This window comes from Micromonospora fiedleri (assembly GCF_016774385.1).
Lineage (GTDB): Bacteria > Actinomycetota > Actinomycetes > Mycobacteriales > Micromonosporaceae > Micromonospora > Micromonospora gifhornensis.
The window spans coordinates 259,923-278,437 of sequence record NZ_JAETXL010000003.1 but is presented as its reverse complement, the minus strand read 5'-3'; the positions used below and the strand labels follow the sequence as shown (position 1 = coordinate 278,437).

Here is an 18,515-nt window from a genome sequence, read left to right as displayed (position 1 = left end):
GTCGTCGTCGGACGGGTCAGGCGCGACCGCGGCGGGTGCGTACCTCCTGCAGCCGCTCGGCGAGGATGTCCTCCAGTTCGGCGATCGAACGCCGCTCCAGCAGCATGTCCCAGTGGGTACGCGGCGGCTTGGCCTTCTTCTGCTCCGGCTCGGTGCCGTCGACCAGCCGGGCCACGCTGCCGTCGAACTTGCATTCCCAGGTGGTGGGCACCTCGGCGTCGACGGCGAACGGAACCTCGAACTGGTGGCCCTTGGCGCACAGGTACTCGCGGGTCTGCCGCGGCGCGAGCTCCGTGTTGCGATCGGATTCGTAGCTGACCGCGCCCAGTCGGCTACCGCGCAGCATGCGCTCGCCCATGATCGACTTCCCCTCTTCGGTGGTGCTGGTCCTGTCGGTGTAACGGTCCGCTGTCGCCGGGCCATTCCCTGCGGCCACGCCTCGACGGCCCGCTACCCGCGGGTGCACAGTCAAGGGTAACCGGCCACGGCATGTGCCCGGCGGGGTCCGCCCCGGCCGGGTCGTGCGGCCCATCGCCGCCGTCAGCGCAAATCCTAGCCCGCCGCCCCACCACGACGACGTAGCGCCTCGCCACCTTCACCCCCGAGCCCTCCGCCGACCGGGCGCGCGGCGGTGCGGCTCCGCCGGTGGGTGCGCGGGTCAGCGCGGCTCAGCCGGGACGCGCCGGGTCAGCGCGGTGGCCAGCTCGGCAACCTGGCCGGCGAGCTGGGCGACCCGCTCCCGGGCGTCGTCGCGGTCGGCCTCGGCGGCCCGCAGGCGCTGCGTCAGCTCGCCGATGCGGCTGTCGGCGGCCGCTGCCGCCTCCCGTACGGCGGCCAGGTCGGCACGCAGGGTGTCGGCGAGGGAGACGGCGGCGGCCCGCTCGGCGCGCAACGAATCGGTGTCGGCGATCGCGGCGGCCAGGTCGACGCCGACCTGCCGGGCCGTGGCCTGGGCCCGCTGCCGGTCCGCCTCGGCCTGCGCCCGGGCCTGCTGCGCCTGGTCGAGGTCGACGCGGACGGCGGCCAGCCGCGCGGTCGCCTGCTCGGCGTCGGTACGGGCCTGGGCCAGTTCGGCCCGCACCTGCTGTTGCTGTGCGCGGACCTGCTCCACCTCGGCCCGCAGCGCCTCGACACGGGCCGTGGCCTCGACGGCGGCCCCCTCGGCGCGGTGCGCCTCGGCGCGGGCGGTGTCACGTTCGGCGACCAGCGTGGCGGTGCGACGCCGCTCGGCGTCCAGGTCGGCGCGGATGGCCGCCACCTGTGCGCGTACGTCGTCCAGGTCGGCCTGTGCCTGCGCGCGCAGCGCCTCGGCGGCGACCGCGGCCCGGCGGGCCTCGTCCCGGTCGGCCTGCGCCTGCTCGGCCCGCGCGTCGGCGGCCGCCGCCCGCTGCACGGCCTGCTCGGCGTCGACGCGGGCCGCATCGCGGTCGGCGGTGGCGGCCTGCGCCTGCCGGCGGTCCCGCTCGGCCCGGGCCGCGGCGTCCTCGGCCGCCCGCACCGCCTCGTCGCGTTCGGTCTGCGCCGCGGCGACCGCACCGGCCGTCTCCGCCCGTACCTGCGCCAGCTGCCGTTCCACCCCGGCCGGGGACAGTTCGGCGTGCAGGGCCTCGGTCAACGTCTGCACGATCTGGTCGAGCCGGTCCACCGCCTCCCAGGTGCGGGCCACCTGACCGGGCAGGCCGGGGGCGTTGCGGTGACGCATCCGACTGTTGCGGGAGGCACGCTGGCAGGCGCCGTCGTTGTCCCGGCAGTAGCGGAAGGGTCGGCCCGCGCCGGCCCGCTGCGGCACGTCGGCACCGCAGTGGGCGCAGGGGCGGGTGTCGGTGGCGGGCTCGGCGTCCATCGAACGGGCAGTCTAGTGGCCGGGGCGGGCGGTGCTGTCGCGCACAGTCAACCGTGGGGGCAGCAGCGTGACCTCCGGCACCGGCTCGTCGCGGAGCTTGCCCATCACCAGCGACACCGCCTGCCGGCCGATCTCCTCGGCGGGCACCGGCACACAGGTCAATCGGGGACTGGCGTGCTCGGCGAACTGGTCGGGGCAGACCGCCACCACCGACACGTCGTCGGGCACCCGGCGACCCGACGCGGCCAGGGCCGCCTGCATCGGTGCGACCGCCGCCTCGTTCTGCACGATCAACGCGGAGATGTCCGGGTGGCGGGCGAACAGTCCGACCACCCGGTGGTGGACGTCGGCGGCGTTCTCCTCGCAGGGCATGGTCACCGCGTCGACACCGTGGCGGGCCGCCGCCTCGATCACCCCGGCGCGGGTGCGGTGGGCGAACCCGGTGCCCCGGTCGTAGACGGCCCCCGGGGCGCCGAGCAGGGCGACCCTGCGGTGACCGAGCCCCGCCAGGTGTTCCACGCAGAGCTGCCCGGCCCGGTGGAAGTCCAGGTCCACACAGGTCAGCTCGCTGGTGTCGGCGGGCAGCCCGATCAGGACGCTGGGGCGGCCCAGCTGCCGCAGCAACGGCACCCGTACGTCGTGCAACTCCACGTCCATCACCAGCACCCCGTCGACCAGGGCGCCGGCGGCGATGCGGCGCAGCCCTTCCGGGCCCTCGTCGGAGGTGAGCAGCAGCACGTCGTGGTCGTGGCGGCGGGCCGAGGTCACCACGGCGGTGGCGAACTGCATCACCACCGGCACCTGGATGCCCGAGCGCAGCGGCAGCACCAGCGCGATCACGTTGGAGCGGCGGCTGGCCAGCGCCCGCGCCCCGGCGTTCGGGTGGTAGCCGAGCACCCGGATGCTGGACAGCACCCGGCTGCGGGTCACCTCGGAGATGGCCCGTTTGCCGCTGAGCACGTACGACACGGTGCTCACCGCCACACCGGCGTGCCGGGCCACGTCGGCGATGGTCGGCTGCCCGGACGCCACCCGTCCCCGCCCGCTCACCGCGCCCCGCTCGTGCTGGACAGCCGCGCCGGGCAGGGCAGCGTGTCACCGCGTACGGTCACGGTGCCGGTGAGCCGCACGTCGGTCGCGGAGCGGCCCACCAGCACGCTGTGGGTGGCGTCCTCCACCACCAGGCGACCCTGGTCGGCGTCCCACCAGCTCAGTTCCGCGGTGCGCAGTCGCAGGGTGACCGTGCGGCACTCGCCGGGCGCCACCGTCACCCGGGCGAAGTCCCGCAGCTGCCGCAGTGGCTGCTTGACCCGGGAACGACGCTGCCGGGTGTAGAGCTGCACCACCTCCTCGCCGACCCGCTCGCCGGTGTTGGTGACGTCCACGCTCACCTCGACCTCCGCGCCGACCGACACTGTCGTCGCGCTCAGACGCAGGTTGGTGTAGTCGAAGTCGGTGTACGACAGGCCGTGTCCGAACGGGAACAGCGGCTCACCCCGGTAGTACAGGTAGGTGAAGTCGGCGCCGATCACGTCGTAGTCGAGCAGGTCGGGCAGTTCGGCGGTGTCGGCGTACCAGGTCTGGGTGAGCCGGCCACCCGGTTCCGCGGCGCCGAGCAGCACGTCGGCCAGGGCGTTGCCGTGTTCCTGTCCACCGTGCGCCGACCACAGCACCGCCGGCAGGTGCCGCTGCGCCCAGCCGATCGCGTACGGGTAGCTACTGGTCACCACCAGCACCGTACGCGGGTTGGCGGCGTACACGGCCCGCAGCAGCGCCTCCTGGCGGGCCGGCAGGGCCAGGTCGACCCGGTCCTCGGTCTCCCGCCCGTTGACCATCGGATGGTTGCCCAGCGCCACCACCGCTACGTCCGCGGCGGCGGCCAGCGCGGCGGCCTCGGCGGCCCCGTCGACACCCACTTCGATCACGAACGCGGTGGCGGCCTGCGGTCCGTCGCCGTCGACCCGCAGCCGCCCGTCGGTGTCGACGGTGACGTACCGGTCGGTGGCCAGGTGCCGCAGCAGCACCGTGCCGGCGGGCAGCGGGTCGAACTGGAAGGTCTCCCGCACCACCCAGCCGCCCGGCCCCGGACGGTCGTTGACCAACACGCCGTCGTCGTCGACGCCGACGTGTCGACCGTTGCCGACGGCCCGCAACGCCACCGTGTCCCGTCCCCAGTCGAACACGTCGAACCAGGCCGGTTCGACGTCGACGGTCAGCGGGCCACCGTCGGCGTCGTCCGGGCAGCCGACGTAGCGTTCGGCCACCCGCAACGCGATCCGGTCGGCGCCGGCATGGGTGGTGACCTGCGGCAGCCGCGCTGCCAGCGCGTCGTGCAGGCTCACCGCGTACGGCAGGGTGCCGCTGTACCAGTCCTCGTACACGGTGTCGGCCAGCGGGCCGAGCACGGCGATGCGCGGCGGCGCGGTCAGGGGCAGCAGGCCGTCGTTGCGCAGCAGCACCACCGACTGGCGGGCGGCTTCGCGGGCCAGCCGCCGATGCGCCGGGCAGTCGATCACGTCGGTGCCGGTGACGTACGGGTCGGTCTCCGGTGGGTCCAGGTCACCCAGGCGGCAGCGGAGGGTGAGGATGCGGCGTACCGCCCGGTCGATGTCGGCCACGCTGATCAGTCCTCGGCGCAGCGCCTCGGTCAGGCGTTGCCGGGTGGGGGCGCTGTCGGTGTCGTCCTCGGTGAAGCTGTCGACGCCGGCCCGCAGGGCAGCGGCGAATCCGCTGACGTGGTCGGGCAGGTGCCGTTGCACCCCGGCGAGGTTGCTCACCGCGCCCGCGTCACCGACGACCAGCACCTCGCCCGGCGCCCAGCGCCGTAACTCGGCCTCGATCAGCGGGCTCAGGTGCGCCGGTACCCCGTCGACCAGGTTGTAGGAGGCCATCGCGGCGACCGCCGCGCCGGCGGCGATGGGGGCCCGGAAGGCGGGCAGTTCGTATTCGTGCAGCACCCGGGGCGGCAGGTCGCTGGAGGTGGTGGCCCGGTCGGTCTCGTTGTTGTAGGCGAGGAAGTGTTTGACCGTGGGGGCGGTGCGCAGCCGCTGCGGATGGTCACCGCGCAGCCCGTGGGCGTACGCGGTGGCCAGCGCGCCGGTCAGCCACGGGTCCTCCGACCAGCCTTCCTCGTTGCGTCCCCAGCGGGGATCCCGCAGCGGGTTGACCACCGGCGCCCACACGTTGAGGCCGACGCGCTGCGGGTCGGCGTGATGCTTGGCGCGTACCTCCTCGCCGACGGCGACGCCGACGGTCCGCACCAGTTCCGGGTTCCAGCTGCTGGCCAGGCCGATTACCTGGGGGAAGACGGTGGCCGGGCCGAGCCAGGCGACACCGTGCAGCGCCTCCGTGCCGGTGCGGAAGCCGGGCAGGCCGAGCCGGGGCACCGGCGCCTGCCACTGGTGCAGCAGGCCGATCTTCTCCGGCAGGGTCAGCGCGGCGACCAGGTCGTCGACGCGTGTCTGGTGCGGGGGCGTACTGCGGTCGGTCATGGTGGTTCGCCTTCCAGTGCCCGGCACGCCGAGAGTCGAAGCGCTTCGACGACCGATGGCCGAGCGGCATCGCAGGTCAGGGTGGGATGACGGTCGTCGGCCCGGACGCTGGTGAAGCGCTTCGACAAACCGTGGAAAGCAAGCCGCCCCGGGTGCCCGAGCGGAGCGGCTCGCTTCGAGGTTGGCACCCGGCACGGGTCCGGTCAAGACTCGGCGCAGGGTCGGACGCGGTGCTCCGTCGATCGCCCGGGTCGGTCGGTGTCGCCGGGGTCAGCGCCCGGGCAGGCGTCCTGCCTCGACGGCGGCCAGGGCGGCGGTGGCGCCACCGAGGGCCGCCGCGGTGTCCAGGATGGAGGCGTCCAGCCGGCAGCCGCCGGCGCCGGGTGCGTGGGCGCGGGTGGCCAGCCCGGACCGGGCCGCGGGCAGCAGCCAGGGCGCCAGGGTGGCGAGGTGGTCGCCCACCACCACCGCCTCCGGGTTGAGCAGGTCGACCAGGACGGCTACCCCCTGCCCGAGGTGCCGGCCGGTCTCGGCCAGTCCGCTGAGCACGGCCGGGTCGTCCTGCCGGGCCAGCGCCACGATCCGCTGCAGCTCCGGCAGGTAGTCGGTGACCGGGCCGTCGGCCTCGACGTCGGGCAGCAGTCGGCGGACCACCGCGGGCAGGCCGACCAGGGCGCTCAGGCAGCCCCGGCCGCCGCAGAAACACTGCGGGCCGGTCGGGTCGAGGCACAGGTGGCCGATCTCGCCGGCGAAGCCGCGCCCGCCGCGCAGCAGCCGGCCGTCGGCGATGATGCCCGCGCCGACGGCGATGCCGCCGGTCAGGTGCACCAGGTCGGCGGTGCCGGCGTGCGCGCCGTGCCGCTGTTCGGCGATGGCGGCGAGGTTGGCGACGGTGTCGACGCCGACGGTGAAGGCCGGTTCCCGTAGCGCGGCGCGGAGTTCGGCGGCGACGGGCACCTCCCGCCAGCCGAGGGCGGTGGCCACCGGCACCGTGCCGGCCGAGTCGACCAGCCCGGGCACGCCGACGGTGAGACCCAGCACGGTGCGGCCCTGCGCGCCGACCCGGCCGATCGCCCGACGGGCCAGCGCAGCGAGGGCCCGGAGTGTCTCGGTGGGGGAGGCCGTGCCGGCGGCGAAGGCCCGCCGCCAGGTCAGCAGGCGGTTGCCGGCCAGGTCGATGGCGACCGCGACGAGTTCGTCGGCGCCGATCTGCAGGCCGAGGGCGGCGTACGGCTCGCCGTCGAGCACGAGCATCGTCGCCGGGCGGCCGACCCGGTTCTCGGTCAGCCCGGTCTCGCGGATCAGCCGCTGGTCGATCAGCTCGGCCACCAGGCTGGAGACGGTGGCCTTGTTCAGGCCCGTGTGCGCGGCGATGTCGGCCCGGGAACACGGGGCGTGCAGGCGGACGTGTCGCAGCACGACAGCCCGGTTGGCGACCCGCACGTCACCGAGGTCGGTCGGCTGCGGCTCGCTGTGGATGCTGATCACGATCTGCCCGCTCCCTGCGCCGGTGTCACGGCGTGCGTCCATCATCGCGTACGGCCGTGGCGGGCCGGGCACGCCGCCGGCCGCGCTGGCACTTGCCTGTCCTGGGGACGGATCGCCGTCGATCGGTCTATTGGATTGGAAACCCAACTAATGCTAGTCGGGGCGTCGGAGGCGGCAAACTCCCTTCCGCTGTGCCGGTTCCGGACGGCTCCGACCGTGGGCCCGACCCACCTCGGGCGGTGCCGACAGTTTCTTTAACTTTCCAACGAACTGTCAACGCATGACCGGCTGCCGAAAGTATCGGTCGGGGTTTGACATGGGCAGAGTCCATCCCTAGTTTGGACGGATCTCAAACTAAATGGGCGGGTGGGTGGGATGTTCAGCGACGGCCGACTCTGCTTCGGCGGGGACTACAACCCGGAACAGTGGCCGGCGTCGGTGTGGGCCGAGGACGTCGCGTTGATGCGCCGGGCCGGGGTCAACCTGGTCACCGTCGGCGTGTTCGCCTGGTCCCGCCTGGAACCGGCCCCCGGCCGGTACACCTTCGACTGGCTCGACGAGGTGCTCGACCTGCTGCACGCCGGCGGCATCCGCGTCGCCCTGGCCACCCCGACGGCCTCCCCGCCGCCGTGGTTCTCCGCGGCCCACCCGGGCGCCCTGCCGGTCACCGCCGACGGCGTACGCCTGCACCACGGCAGCCGGGACACCTACTGCGCCGCCGCGCCCGCCTACCGTACGGCCGCGCTGGGCATCGCCGGCGCCCTCGCCGACCGGTACGCCCACCACCCGGCCGTGGCGCTGTGGCGCGTGCACAACGAGTACGGCACCATCTGCCACTGCGAACACACCGCCCGCGCGTTCCGCCGCTGGCTGGCCGACCGGCACGGCGACCTGGCCGCCCTCAACGACGCCTGGGTCACCAGCTTCTGGAGCCAGCACTACAGCGACTGGACGCAGATCAGCACCCCCCGCGCCACCCAGTACCTGGCCAACCCCGGCCAGCTGCTCGACTTCCGTCGCTTCTGGTCGGACACCCTGCTGGCCGCGTACCGCGAACAGCGGGACCTGCTGCGTGCCGCCAACCCGAGCATCCCGGTCACCACCAACTACGTGCTCGGCGACTGGGTGCCGGTCGACCACGCCCGCTGGGCCGACGAGGTGGACCTGGTCGCCGTCGACCACTACCCGTCGGCGGTCGACATCGGCGCCGAGGAACAGACCGCCCTGGTCGGCGACCTGGCCCGAGGCTGGGCCCGGCACGGCAGCCGCCACCGCGGCGACCCGACGTCGTCCTGGCTGCTGATGGAAAGCGCCCCCCAGCAGATCCACACCACCGGTCGGGCGCACACCAAGGAACCCGGCCGCATGATCCGCCACAGCCTCGCCCACGTCGCCCGCGGCTCGCAGGGAGCGATGTTCTTCCAGTGGCGGGCCCCCACCGGCGGCGCCGAACGCTTCCACTCGGCGCTGGTGCCACACGCCGGCCCGGACAGCCGGGTCTTCCGCGAGGCGACCGCCCTCGGCGCCGCCCTGCACCGGCTCGCCGAGGTCGACGGGCAGGTCGAGGCCGGTGTGGCGCTGGTGGTGGACGCGGCGAGCGGGTGGGCGTTGCGCCACCCGGGCATGCCCTCCGACCGGCTCGATCACCAGCAGGAGACCGCCGCCGCCCATCGCGCCCTCTGGCACGCCGGCTACGGCTGCGACATCGTGCTGCCCGGTGACCCGCTCACCGGGTACCGGCTGCTCGTCCTGCCCGCCCTTTACCTGACCGACGACGACACCGCCCAGTGGGTCCACGAGTACGTCACCGGCGGTGGACACCTGCTGGCCACGTACCTCAGCGGGGTCGCCGACGAACACGCCCGGGTGCGACTCGGCGGCTACCCGGGCGCGCTTCGCGACCTGCTCGGCGTGCGGGTCGAGGAGTTCCACCCGCTCGCCGCCGACGACCAGGTGCGGCTGAGCGACGGCGGGACCGGGCGGATCTGGGCCGAGACGCTACGGCCCACCGGCGCGCAGGTGATCACCGCGTACGCCGGTGGGGTCCTCGACGGCCAGCCGGCGATCACCCGGCACCGGGCCGGCTCCGGGACCGCCTGGTACGTCTCCACCCGACCCGACGACGCCACCTGTCGCCGGCTGCTCGACGAGGCGGCCCGGTCGGCCGGCCTCACCCCGGTGTGCCCGGACGCACCGGCCGGCGTCGAGGCGGTCCGCCGCCGTGGCGCGCGTGGCAGTTGGCTGTTCCTGTTCAACCACACCGACACCCCGCAACGGGTTCGGGCGCGCGGCACCGATCTGCTCACCGCGAGCGTGGTCGACGAGGTGGTGCAGTTGCCGCCCGGCGGTGTCGCCGTGCTGCGCGAGCACTGACGGTCAGGGCGCGGCCACGGCGGCGTGCGAACGGTCGGCGGCGATGCGGACGGCCAGCGCCGCCAGCACCGTACCCATCACCAGTCGCTGCGCGCGCAGCCACAGCGGCCGTCGGCCGAGGAACCCGGCGATGCTGCCGGCGGTGAGCACGATCAGCCCGTTCACGGTCAACGCCACCGCGATCTGGGTCGACCCGAGCAGCAGGCTCTGCACCGCCACGGCACCCCGGCTCGGGTCGATGAACTGGGGCAGCAACGACACGTACAGGATGGCGATCTTGGGGTTGAGCAGGTTGGTGACCAGGCCCATGGTGAACAGCCGGCGGTTCGGGTCGGCCGGCAGCGGCGTCGGGGTGAACGGCGAATGCCCACCCGGGCGCACCGCCTGCCACGCCAGCCACAGCAGGTACCCCGCACCGGCCACCTTCACTGCCGTGTACAGCGCCGGCACCAGCACGAACACGGTGGCGATGCCGGCCACCGCGGCCGCCAGGTAGACCGCGAAACCGGCCGCCACCCCGAGCAGCGAGATCAACCCGGCGCGCCGGCCCTGGGTCACCGACCGCGACACCAGGTAGACCATGTTCGGCCCCGGCGTCAGCACCAGCCCCAGAGCGACAAGCGCGATTCCGACAATTCCGGCAGTACTCACCATCGTCGTACACCCCCCGTCTTCGTCGGGGAGCCTAGCGCCGCGGTTACGCGGCTCGACGGACGACTCGCGGAATGCCGACGGACACGATGACGCTGTGTATCGGGTACCCGTGGTCGCGTTACCGTGAGGTGGGGGGAGTTGCGGAATGGACAGCTGGCAGGCGTCGGTCGAAGCGCAGATCCGCTCGGCCCAGGAACGGGGCGAGTTCGACAACCTGCCCGGTGCGGGCAAGCCGATCCCCGGCCGTGGTCTGCCCTACGACGAGTCCTGGTGGATCAAGAGCTTCATGGAACGCGAGCAGGTGCCCACCGACCTGCTGCTACCCACCCCGCTGCTGCTGCGCCGCCGCATCGAACAGCTCCCCGACGAGGTTCGTGACCTGCCCACCGAGCAGTCCGTACGGGCCTGCGTCGCGGACCTGAACGAAGAGATCGTGGCGTGGCTGCGTAACCCGTCCGGGCCGAAGGTGGTGGTGCGTCCGGTGAACGTCGAGGCGGTGGTGCGGCGCTGGCAGGCCGATCGCCGAGCCGCCCGCACCGCGTCGCCGGCCGCTGCCGACGAGGCGCCGACGCCGCCCCGGCGTACCTGGTTCCGCCGCCGCGCCAGCTGACCGCCTACGACCCGACGCCCGCTGTCACCACGGGCCGATCGCGCTCGGGCGCCGAGTCCTGACGGCGGGTCCGGCGCAGTTGCAGGACGGCGACGCAGGAGAGCACCAGCACGCCGCCGAGGAGCTGCACCGGGGTCAGGGACTCGCCGAGAACGAGGGTGGCCAGTGCGGCGGTGACCACCGGCTCGAAGGTGGACAGGATCGCCGCCGTCGACGGGCCGGTGCGTTTGAGCCCGGCGAAGAAGGTGAGCATCGCCACCACGGTGGAGACCACGGCGATGCAGGCCAGCCAGAACCATCCCGACGGCCCGAACCCGAGGTCGACGCCGCCGGTAAGCAGGGCACGGACGCCGAGCGTGCCGGCGGCACCGGTCATCACCAGCACCGACAGGACAACCGGAGCCAACCGGTGCACCACCGTGTCGGCGACCAGGATGTAGACGGTGTAGGTGACCGCGGAGGCGAACGCCAGCAGCGCCCCGACCGGGTGGAAGCTCACCCCGCCGGCACCGAGCAGCACCAGCAGGGTGCCCGCCGAGGCGGCCACGAGCGCCGCCCCGCGCGCAGGGCTGAGCCGGTCCCGACCGAGCGCCACCGCCACCACCGTCACCATGACCGGGTAGGTGTAGAGGATCAGGGCCAGCAGCGAAGCGTCCATCCGTTGCAGCGCGGAAAAGAACAGACTCGCCTGCGTCGCGTACCCGACGGCACCCAGGCCGACGGCGATGGCCAGCACCCGCCTCATCGGCGTCCGCCCGGCCGCGTCGCCCGTGCGCGTACCGGCGTGGCGCAGGCCCGGTCGCACCAGCAGCACCATCCCCAGCAGGACGGCGGCCAGGCTGAAGCGCACCAGCAGCAACGCCCCGGGTGACACCCCCGCGTCGTACGCGAGCTTTCCGAAGATCGCCATCGCGCCGAAGCAGGCCGCGGAGAGAAGACACAGTGCTGCACCCATGCGTGCAATGATCTTGGACGGCACCCCTCGGGTCCAGCGATGATTCCCGCAGCTGACTCTTTAGCATCTCCGAATGATCGCCATCGACCTGCGGCGGCTGCGCTTCCTGCGGGAGTTCGAGGAACGCGGCACCCTCGCCGCCGTCGCCGCCGCGCTGGGCTACAGCCCGTCCACGGTCTCCCAGCAGCTCACGCTGCTGGAACGGGAGGTCGGCGCCCCGCTGCTCACCAAGGCCGGACGGGGTGTGCGACTCACCGACGCCGGACGTCTGCTGGCGCAGCACGCCCGGGTGATGTTGTCGGCGGCCGAGGCGGCAGCGGCCGACCTGGCCGCCCTCAGCGGCGACATCCGCGGCACCGTACGCGCCGGCGGCCTGCAATCGGCGGCCCGACGCCTGCTCGTGCCCGCCCTGGTACGCCTACGGGCCGACCACCCGCAGATCCGGGTGGAGATCTTCGAGCTGGAACTCGAACAGGCCCTGCCCAGCCTGCGCCTGGGAGCGGTCGACGTGGTCATCGGCGACGAGTACGACGGCCACCCGCGCCCCCGGCCGGCCGGACTACGCTTCACGCTCCTGCTCGAAGAACCACTGAAGATCGTGCTGCCCGCCGCGCATCCCCTCGCCCGCACCGGCGGGCCCGTCGCGGTCACCGACCTGCGCTCGGACATCTGGGCCGCCTCCGCCGAGGGCACCGGCCATCACGCCATGGTCGTCGGCACCTGCCGCGCCCTCGGCGGCTACGAACCCGACCTGCGACACCGGGCCAGCGACGCCGACGTACAACTCGAACTCGTCCGCACCGGCGCGGCCGTGTCCCTGATGCCGGCCCTCACCCTGCCCGGCGATGATCCCACCCTCGCGATCCGCGACATCGCCGAGACCGCCCTCAAACGCCGCCTGGTCGCCGCCACCCGGGACACCCCGGCCGCTCCCGCGCTCACCACCTTCCTGGCAGCCCTGACGGACCAGGTGCACCGGATCGGCCTCGGCCCGTCAGCGTCCGCCGAACGCTGACGGCCGCGTAGTACTTAGGACAGCGCTGCCTCAAGGTCCGCAGCGGCCTCGTACGCGGCAGCAGCCCGTGTGGCGTCGTCCGCGCTCAACGCGACACGGTCGACGCGGGCCAGCATCTCGGCCGCCGTGGCCGGATCGTCCAGGGTCATCGCCACCTCGGCGCGGTAGACGAGCACCTCCACCAACGCGACCGGGTCGTCATCCGGCTCGGGGCGGGCCAGTGCGCTGTCGAGAATCCGGGCCGCCTGTCGGGCGTCCCCTCGGGAGTCGGCCTGCACGACGGCGTTGGCCATCGCCTTGCCCAGCCGCCCGGTCGGCGTCGGGGCGGGGGAGGGCGGGGTGTTCTGGAAGACGCGGATCCAGTTGCCGCCGGGATCGATGACGCTGAAGCCGCTCAGCCCGTCGGTGTTCTTCCGCGCCCGGGGTCGGGTCATCCGCGGCGTCCCGGAGACCAACACCTTGCCGTACGCGGCGCGCATGCCCGCCGCGAAAGCCTGGTACAGCTGCCCCGTGTCCGAGGTCAGCACGATGCACGAGCCGTAGGACTTCGCCGGGTCGAACCCCGGGATCTCGAAGAACTGCAGGTTCAGGTCTTCCCGTTGCAACCCGACGGCCGGGTTGGGTTTGCGCTGCTTGTACGTGGTGTGGAACCCGAGCACCGAATAGAAGGCGACGATGTCGTCGATCGACGGGCAGGGCAGCAGGGGAATGGTCACCTCGTTGGTCATTCGTCCTTCGTAGCCGTCGCGTCGGGGCACACGCACATGGAAATGTCCGATCGTCAGCCACGGACGGCCGAACGGTCGATGCGATGCGAGCTGCGCCTGACTTGCGACGAACCCTGCCGGCAACTCATCGCGGCGTACGGCTTCAGCCAGTCAACGGCGGCGGGCCGCCGTTGACTGCTTCTGACACAGCACCCCACTGGAACCAAGGGCGAGCCGATCCCGAAGGCGGAACAGTCCCACTTCGGATTATTGGATTACTTTACACAGCAATCCAATAATTCACCGCCACAAAGCGGGCATATCGCGCGCATCATAATGACTGTTATTGTGCGTAAGTAGTTGGGCTGGTGTAGTCGTGGCGTCGACCGAGGATCAGCGGCCGGCAATCAGGACGGCTGGCGTCCGTACGTGGCGCGGGCATCGGCGACCGTCGCGGCCTGACGCTCGCGCCACCGCTGCTGTGCCTGTCGGTTGCAGGCCCGACAGAGCCGCCGCAGCCGGCCCGTCACGGGATCGGTTTCCCGCTCATGGCCGTTGCGGCACCGCGGACGTTGGGCACGTTCCCGGCAGTTGTCCGCGTGGCTGAGCTGACGCAGATGGCGGGGCTCGATGCAGTCCGGGGTACCGCAGTCGTGGTGGACCTCGAAGGTGGGGTCGTAGCCGCCGACGAAAACCACGTACGCGGCGATGTGCGCCCAGGCCCGACCTGCCAGCTTCTGATACACGCCGCGCTGAGGGCCATAGCCACGCACGACGAGACATCCGTTGTCGGCACGCGTGGAGCGGCTCAGCAGGTAGGCCCGCAGGGTCTCCTCGGTGAAGTGTCGCGACAGCCCGTTGATCTGGGACAGCATCGGTTCATGCTATGGCCCGACGCCGACAGGGTGCCGTCGTAGCACGCGACGCACGGCACCGGCACACCTCTACCGGTTGGTTGACGGGACGCAGTAGACGTCGCCGGAGTTGGTCTCGTGCGGCAGTGCGAGCAGGTGGGTGGCCATTTCGGTGGCGTCGACCCAGCGGCCGAGGGTCAGCGCCTTGGTGTCGCCGAGGGCCACATCGAAGCCGCCGAAGCCGAGGGCGGCCAGCCGGTCCAGGCAGCGCAGCGCCACCTGCCGTCCGATCGTGGTGAACTCGAACGACAGCGCCGGCAGCGGTCGACTCAGACCGGCGAGCACCGCGTCCTCGAATCCTTCCACGTCGATTTTGGTGAAGGCCGGTGTGCCGTGCTCGGCGATCAACGCGTCGACGGTGGTGACGGGTACCTCGATCTGGCCGTCCCAGACCTGGTCCTCCCAGCCGCCGGCGCCGGCCGCGGCGGCGACGAAGTCACCGGAGGCGGTGGAGACGGTCGGGTTGGCGGAGTTGACCAGGAAGCCGATCCGACCCGGTTGCGCCCCGCAGGCCGCCGCCACCAGGGTGACCTGGTCGTCGTCGGCGTAGATGGCGCGTAGCGCGCGCAGGCACATCGGTTGCGGTTCCACGGCGATCACCCGGGCGCCGAGGCGGCGGAAGCTGCCGATGTGGTCGCCCACGTGCGAGCCGATGTCGAACACCAGGTCGCCGGGGCGTACGAAACGGGCGTAGAAGGCGTCCATCGCCGCGTCGCGCTCCGGGTCGCCGTAGTAGACCTCGAGGGAGCGGTGCAGCGAAGCGGTGGCCGGGTCGGCCTTGAGCGCCTCGACCGCGGCAGACTGGAAGCTCATCGCCGCACCTTAACCCGTGCACTCCATCGGTCATGGCGCTTCGTTGATGCCACGGTCACCCGCTGTGGCGTACCTCGGTGGCCCAGATGTCGGCCCACGGGCGGCGCAGGCCCCGGCACAGCCAGATCGGCCCGCCGTTCTCGTCGTTGTCCACCGCCACCCGCTGGTCCACCTGGCCGGCCAGGGTCACCTCGGTGAACCACGTACGCAGTTGCTGTGGTTGTTGCCAGCCGACGGCGATCACCACGTCGGCGTCGTCCGGTGGTCGGCCGAAGTCGGCCATGCTGTTGTGCCCGGAGTAGGCGGCGGGCAGGCCGCGTTGCGGGCCGTACCGGGCCACCGCGCCGGCCTCGCCGTAGTTGCCGGTGAGGATCATCGCCCGGGCCTGCTCGTCGGCCGGTAGCCGGCGGTGCACGGCGGCGAGGGAGTCGGTGAACGCCGGCCAGCCGATGGTCTCGCCGGTGTCGTAGTTGACGGCTACCACGAAGCCGGGCAGCCGGTCGACCGGCAATGTCGGCAGCAGCAGCACCGTGTTGCTGGCGGCGGTGAGCACCACGACGGCCGCCAGCAGCACCCGGCGTGCGCGGGCCCGGCCGTGCTGCGCCCACCGGGCGGCCACGACCGCACCGGCGGCGGTCAGCACCAGCAGCAGCGGGGCGGGGTAGTAGCCCTTGCCGCCGGCGAGCAGCACGACACCGACGACGGCCAGCCAGGCCCAGCCCAGCGACCGGTACCTGCGCCATGCCGGGCGGCGCAACAGCACGAACAGCCCGGTCGACCAGATCGGTACGACGAACGGGCTGATGATCAGGAACTGGAGGATGGCCGCGTCGAGTCGACCGCTGTAGGAGCTGTCCCCGCCGGAGATGGTGGCGGCGACCCCGAGCTGGGGAAATCCGTGGGTCGCCTGCCAGAGCAGGGTCGGCGCGGCGAGCAGCGCGAAGATCCCGGCGGCGAGTAAGACGGTGCGGTCGCGCAGCAGCCGGCGTGGTCCGGCGATCGCCAGTCCGGCGAGCAGACCGACGGCGAGCAGCGCGGGCAGCAGCTTGTTGAGCATGCCGAGGCCGAGGACCGCGCCGACGGCCAGCGCCCACCGGCTGTCCCCGGTACGCAGCAGCCGGACCGTGCACAGCGCGGCGGCGAGCCAGACGACCAGGTCGACGGTGGTGGTGCTGAGCAGGTGACCGCTGGCCAGCGTGATGCCCGACGCGCCGCCGAGGGCCGCGGCGAGCGTCTGTCCGCCGCGGCCGGCACCGAACTGCCGGGCGATCGCGGCGACCATCAGCACCGCCGTACCGGCCAGCAGAGCAGACGGCGTACGCAGGGCGAGCAGGCTGTCCGGCGCGATCGTGTCGATCAGTCGGGCCAGGGCGGGAACCATCGGCCCCTGGTCCACGTACCCCCAGTCGAGGTGGCGCCCGGCGAGCAGGAAATACAGTTCGTCGCGGTGGTAGCCGTAACGGGGAGCCATGATCAGCAGCAGGATCGTGACCGCCGCGGCGACCACCCACGGGCCACCGGACCGGGGGCCCGGAGCGGGTGGGCCCGGCCGTCGGGGCTGGCCGAGGTCGGTCTCGGGTGCCGTCGACCGCGTCACGACACCCATTGTCGGTCAGACCGGCCGTCGACGGGTACCCGGTCCGTGATCGAGGCAACGATCCCGGTTCGGAATATGTTGTTAACCTCAGGGCATGACCATCCCGTCGCCGGGGCGCCCGTCGGACTTGATGTTTCTGCTCAGTTGGGCCAGCCACGCGCTGCGCGCGGAGCACGCCGTGGGCCTGGCCGAGCTCGGCATCTCCCCTCGGGACCACTGCGTGCTGGCCCGGGCCCGGGCCGGAGGCCTCACCCAGCGGCAGCTCGGTGAACTGTGCGGGGTGGACAAGACGACAATGGTGGTGACTCTGGATCACCTTGAGGCCGCCGGCCTGGCCCGCCGGGTGCCGTCGCCGACCGACCGACGGGCCCGGTTGGTGGAGGTGACCACGCAGGGCGAGCAGGTGCTCGACCAGGCTCAGGAGATCGCCGCCGGGCTGGAACAGGACGTGCTCGCCGCGTTGCCGGACAGCGAGCGTGAGGTGTTCCTCAGCGCGGTGCAGCGGCTGGTCGGCGGACGGCTGTCCCGGGTCAACGCCTGCGGGCCGGCCGGCTCGGTCTGTTAGCGGGTCTCAGGTCAGCAGCGTCCGGGTCAGGAAGTCCCGGATGTGACCGGCCGCGGTGTCCAGGTGACTTTCGAGCAGGAAGTGACCGCCTCCGGGCACCAGGCGTATCTCGGCCGTCGGTAGGTCCCGGGTGAAGGCGCGTGCGCCGTCCGGGCCGAAGATGAGGTCCTCGGTGCCCCACACGGCCAGCAGCGGCACCTGGCTGCTCCGGAAGTACTCGTGCAGCCGCGGGTACAGCGGCGGGTTGGTGGCGTAGTCGCGGAAGAGGGCGAGCTGGGCCAGGTCGTTGCCGGGGCGGCTGATGTCGCGATGGTCGAACGTCCAGGTGTCGGGGTCGACCAGTTCGGGCCGGTCCACGCCGTGCAGGTACTGCCAGCGGATCGCGTCGAGGCTGAGCGCCTCGCGGACCGCGGGCTCCGTGTCCTGTCCCGGGTTCCTGGCGTACGCCCACACGGGTGCCCAGAACTGGGGGACGAAGCCGTCGTCGTACGCGTTGCCGTTCTGGCTGATCACGGCGGTGACGGCCGCCGGGGTGCGCAGCGCGAGCCGCCATCCGATGGGCGCGCCGTAGTCCTGCACGTAGATGGCGTAGCGGGTGACGCCGAGGTCCGTCAGCAGCGCCTCGGTGAGGTCGGCGAGCGCGTCGAAGGTGTAGGTGAACGTGTCGGCGGGCGGGGTGTCGGAGTGGCCGAAGCCGAGGTGGTCGGGGGCGATGACGTGGAACCGGTCGGCGAGCTGCGGAATCAGCCGGCGGAACATCCGCGAGCTGGTGGGAAAGCCGTGCAGGAGCAGCAGCGTCGGCGCGTCGCGGGGGCCTGCCTCGCGGTAGAAGATGCGGTGCCCTCGCACGGTGGCGTACTGGTGACGAACCTCGACCATGACTAACCCTCTCGAATGCTTCTGGTGGTTAACTACGCCCAGTGGACCGGATGTCGGGGTAACCTGTCAAGGCAACCAAGAGGGTTAGACGGCCGGGGTGGGTGGATGATCGACGAAGAGGCGCTGCTGGACGCGCTGAACAGCACTCCGGTGGTGGACGGCCGACCGCAGGACCGGTGGGCGGACGACGCCGTCCTGCGGCAGTGGGCGCGTGAGCACGGCGGTGTCGATGACGCGCAGGCGATCGAGTGGCTGCGTACGGCCAGGGACGTGCTTCAGGTCGCCACGCGCGGCCCGGTGCCGGAGGCGGACCTGCGGCGGATTCTCGCCGGCGTCCAGCAGGTGCCCGAGGTCGGCGGGGCGACCCTGCGCTGGCGGTTGCACGGGCCGCCCGAACGGATGCTCGCGGTGCAGTTGGTGCTCACCTGGTACGACGTGCAGGCGCGCCGCCCCGGTCGCCTGCGCCCCTGCGGCAACGACGAGTGCCGCCTGTTCCACCTGGACCGCAGCCGCGCCAACACCGCCCGCTGGTGCTCGATGAAGACCTGCGGCAACCGCTTGAAGGCCCGCCGCCACCAGGAACGCGCCCGCCACAAACCGGCGACCTGATC

General features: G+C 72.6%; 17 protein-coding genes. 5 read left to right on the top strand and 12 right to left on the bottom strand.

Annotated features, from left to right (window positions below; all coding sequences use genetic code 11):
• Window positions 1-16: 16 nt before the first annotated feature.
• From JMF97_RS09020 to JMF97_RS09000, 5 genes are all read right to left on the bottom strand, one after another.
• Complete coding sequence (locus JMF97_RS09020; protein ID WP_007070998.1) at window positions 17-358, bottom strand: RNA polymerase-binding protein RbpA; 342 nt, start codon at window positions 356-358, stop codon at window positions 17-19.
• 300 nt (window positions 359-658) lie between these two features.
• Window positions 659-1,843, bottom strand: a complete 1,185-nt coding sequence (locus JMF97_RS09015; RefSeq protein ID WP_203221127.1) for a coiled-coil domain-containing protein — start codon at window positions 1,841-1,843, stop codon at window positions 659-661.
• Window positions 1,844-1,855: 12 nt separating this feature from the next.
• Window positions 1,856-2,893, bottom strand: a complete 1,038-nt coding sequence (locus JMF97_RS09010) for a LacI family DNA-binding transcriptional regulator (protein ID WP_307816834.1) — start codon at window positions 2,891-2,893, stop codon at window positions 1,856-1,858.
• Window positions 2,890-5,334: a glycoside hydrolase family 3 C-terminal domain-containing protein gene (locus JMF97_RS09005; protein ID WP_203221126.1), complete on the bottom strand. Its 2,445-nt coding sequence runs from the start codon at window positions 5,332-5,334 to the stop codon at window positions 2,890-2,892. The genes JMF97_RS09010 and JMF97_RS09005 overlap by 4 nt, the downstream gene beginning before the upstream one ends.
• Before the next feature lie 270 nt (window positions 5,335-5,604).
• Complete coding sequence (locus JMF97_RS09000) at window positions 5,605-6,822, bottom strand: ROK family transcriptional regulator (RefSeq protein ID WP_043724454.1); 1,218 nt, start codon at window positions 6,820-6,822, stop codon at window positions 5,605-5,607.
• Between the two features lie 375 nt (window positions 6,823-7,197).
• On the opposite strand from JMF97_RS09000, the gene JMF97_RS08995 reads away from it, so the two are divergent.
• The gene (locus tag JMF97_RS08995) at window positions 7,198-9,195 is read left to right on the top strand and encodes a beta-galactosidase (protein WP_203221125.1); all 1,998 of its coding nucleotides are present in this window, start codon (window positions 7,198-7,200) and stop codon (window positions 9,193-9,195) included.
• A 3-nt stretch (window positions 9,196-9,198) separates the two neighbouring features.
• On the opposite strand, the gene JMF97_RS08990 is transcribed toward JMF97_RS08995, so the two are convergent.
• Window positions 9,199-9,849 (bottom strand): LysE family translocator, encoded by a 651-nt coding sequence (locus JMF97_RS08990; protein ID WP_043720878.1) that lies wholly within the window; start codon window positions 9,847-9,849, stop codon window positions 9,199-9,201.
• Between the two features lie 145 nt (window positions 9,850-9,994).
• Between JMF97_RS08990 and JMF97_RS08985 the strand changes: the two genes are divergently transcribed.
• A complete protein-coding gene (locus JMF97_RS08985) occupies window positions 9,995-10,459 on the top strand; it encodes a DnaJ family domain-containing protein (RefSeq protein ID WP_203221124.1) in 465 nt (154 codons plus the stop codon).
• Between the two features lie 4 nt (window positions 10,460-10,463).
• Here the strand turns inward: JMF97_RS08985 and JMF97_RS08980 are convergent, their stop codons facing one another.
• A complete protein-coding gene (locus JMF97_RS08980; protein WP_203221123.1) occupies window positions 10,464-11,414 on the bottom strand; it encodes a DMT family transporter in 951 nt (316 codons plus the stop codon).
• A gap of 82 nt (window positions 11,415-11,496) precedes the next feature.
• Here JMF97_RS08980 and JMF97_RS08975 point away from each other — a divergent pair, with 82 nt between their 5' ends.
• Complete coding sequence (locus JMF97_RS08975; protein WP_412101337.1) at window positions 11,497-12,429, top strand: LysR family transcriptional regulator; 933 nt, start codon at window positions 11,497-11,499, stop codon at window positions 12,427-12,429.
• Window positions 12,430-12,443: 14 nt separating this feature from the next.
• On the opposite strand, the gene JMF97_RS08970 is transcribed toward JMF97_RS08975, so the two are convergent.
• From JMF97_RS08970 to JMF97_RS08955, 4 genes are all read right to left on the bottom strand, one after another.
• Window positions 12,444-13,157 carry a DUF8817 family protein gene (locus tag JMF97_RS08970; protein WP_203221121.1) on the bottom strand — a complete coding sequence of 238 codons (714 nt, stop codon included), beginning with the start codon at window positions 13,155-13,157 and terminating at the stop codon, window positions 12,444-12,446.
• 386 nt (window positions 13,158-13,543) lie between these two features.
• Window positions 13,544-14,011 (bottom strand): HNH endonuclease, encoded by a 468-nt coding sequence (locus tag JMF97_RS08965; protein WP_203221120.1) that lies wholly within the window; start codon window positions 14,009-14,011, stop codon window positions 13,544-13,546.
• 69 nt (window positions 14,012-14,080) lie between these two features.
• A complete protein-coding gene (locus tag JMF97_RS08960) occupies window positions 14,081-14,863 on the bottom strand; it encodes an FkbM family methyltransferase (RefSeq protein WP_203221119.1) in 783 nt (260 codons plus the stop codon).
• A gap of 55 nt (window positions 14,864-14,918) precedes the next feature.
• Entirely contained in the window at window positions 14,919-16,469 is a 1,551-nt protein-coding gene (locus JMF97_RS08955) for an ArnT family glycosyltransferase (RefSeq protein ID WP_203221118.1), read from the bottom strand.
• Window positions 16,470-16,554: 85 nt separating this feature from the next.
• Between JMF97_RS08955 and JMF97_RS08950 the strand changes: the two genes are divergently transcribed.
• The gene (locus JMF97_RS08950) at window positions 16,555-17,025 is read left to right on the top strand and encodes a MarR family winged helix-turn-helix transcriptional regulator (protein ID WP_203221117.1); all 471 of its coding nucleotides are present in this window, start codon (window positions 16,555-16,557) and stop codon (window positions 17,023-17,025) included.
• A gap of 6 nt (window positions 17,026-17,031) precedes the next feature.
• Here JMF97_RS08950 and JMF97_RS08945 read toward each other — a convergent pair whose 3' ends face one another.
• A complete protein-coding gene (locus JMF97_RS08945) occupies window positions 17,032-17,904 on the bottom strand; it encodes an alpha/beta fold hydrolase (protein ID WP_203221116.1) in 873 nt (290 codons plus the stop codon).
• 105 nt (window positions 17,905-18,009) lie between these two features.
• On the opposite strand from JMF97_RS08945, the gene JMF97_RS08940 reads away from it, so the two are divergent.
• Entirely contained in the window at window positions 18,010-18,513 is a 504-nt protein-coding gene (locus JMF97_RS08940; RefSeq protein ID WP_203221115.1) for a CGNR zinc finger domain-containing protein, read from the top strand.
• Window positions 18,514-18,515 lie beyond the last annotated feature (2 nt).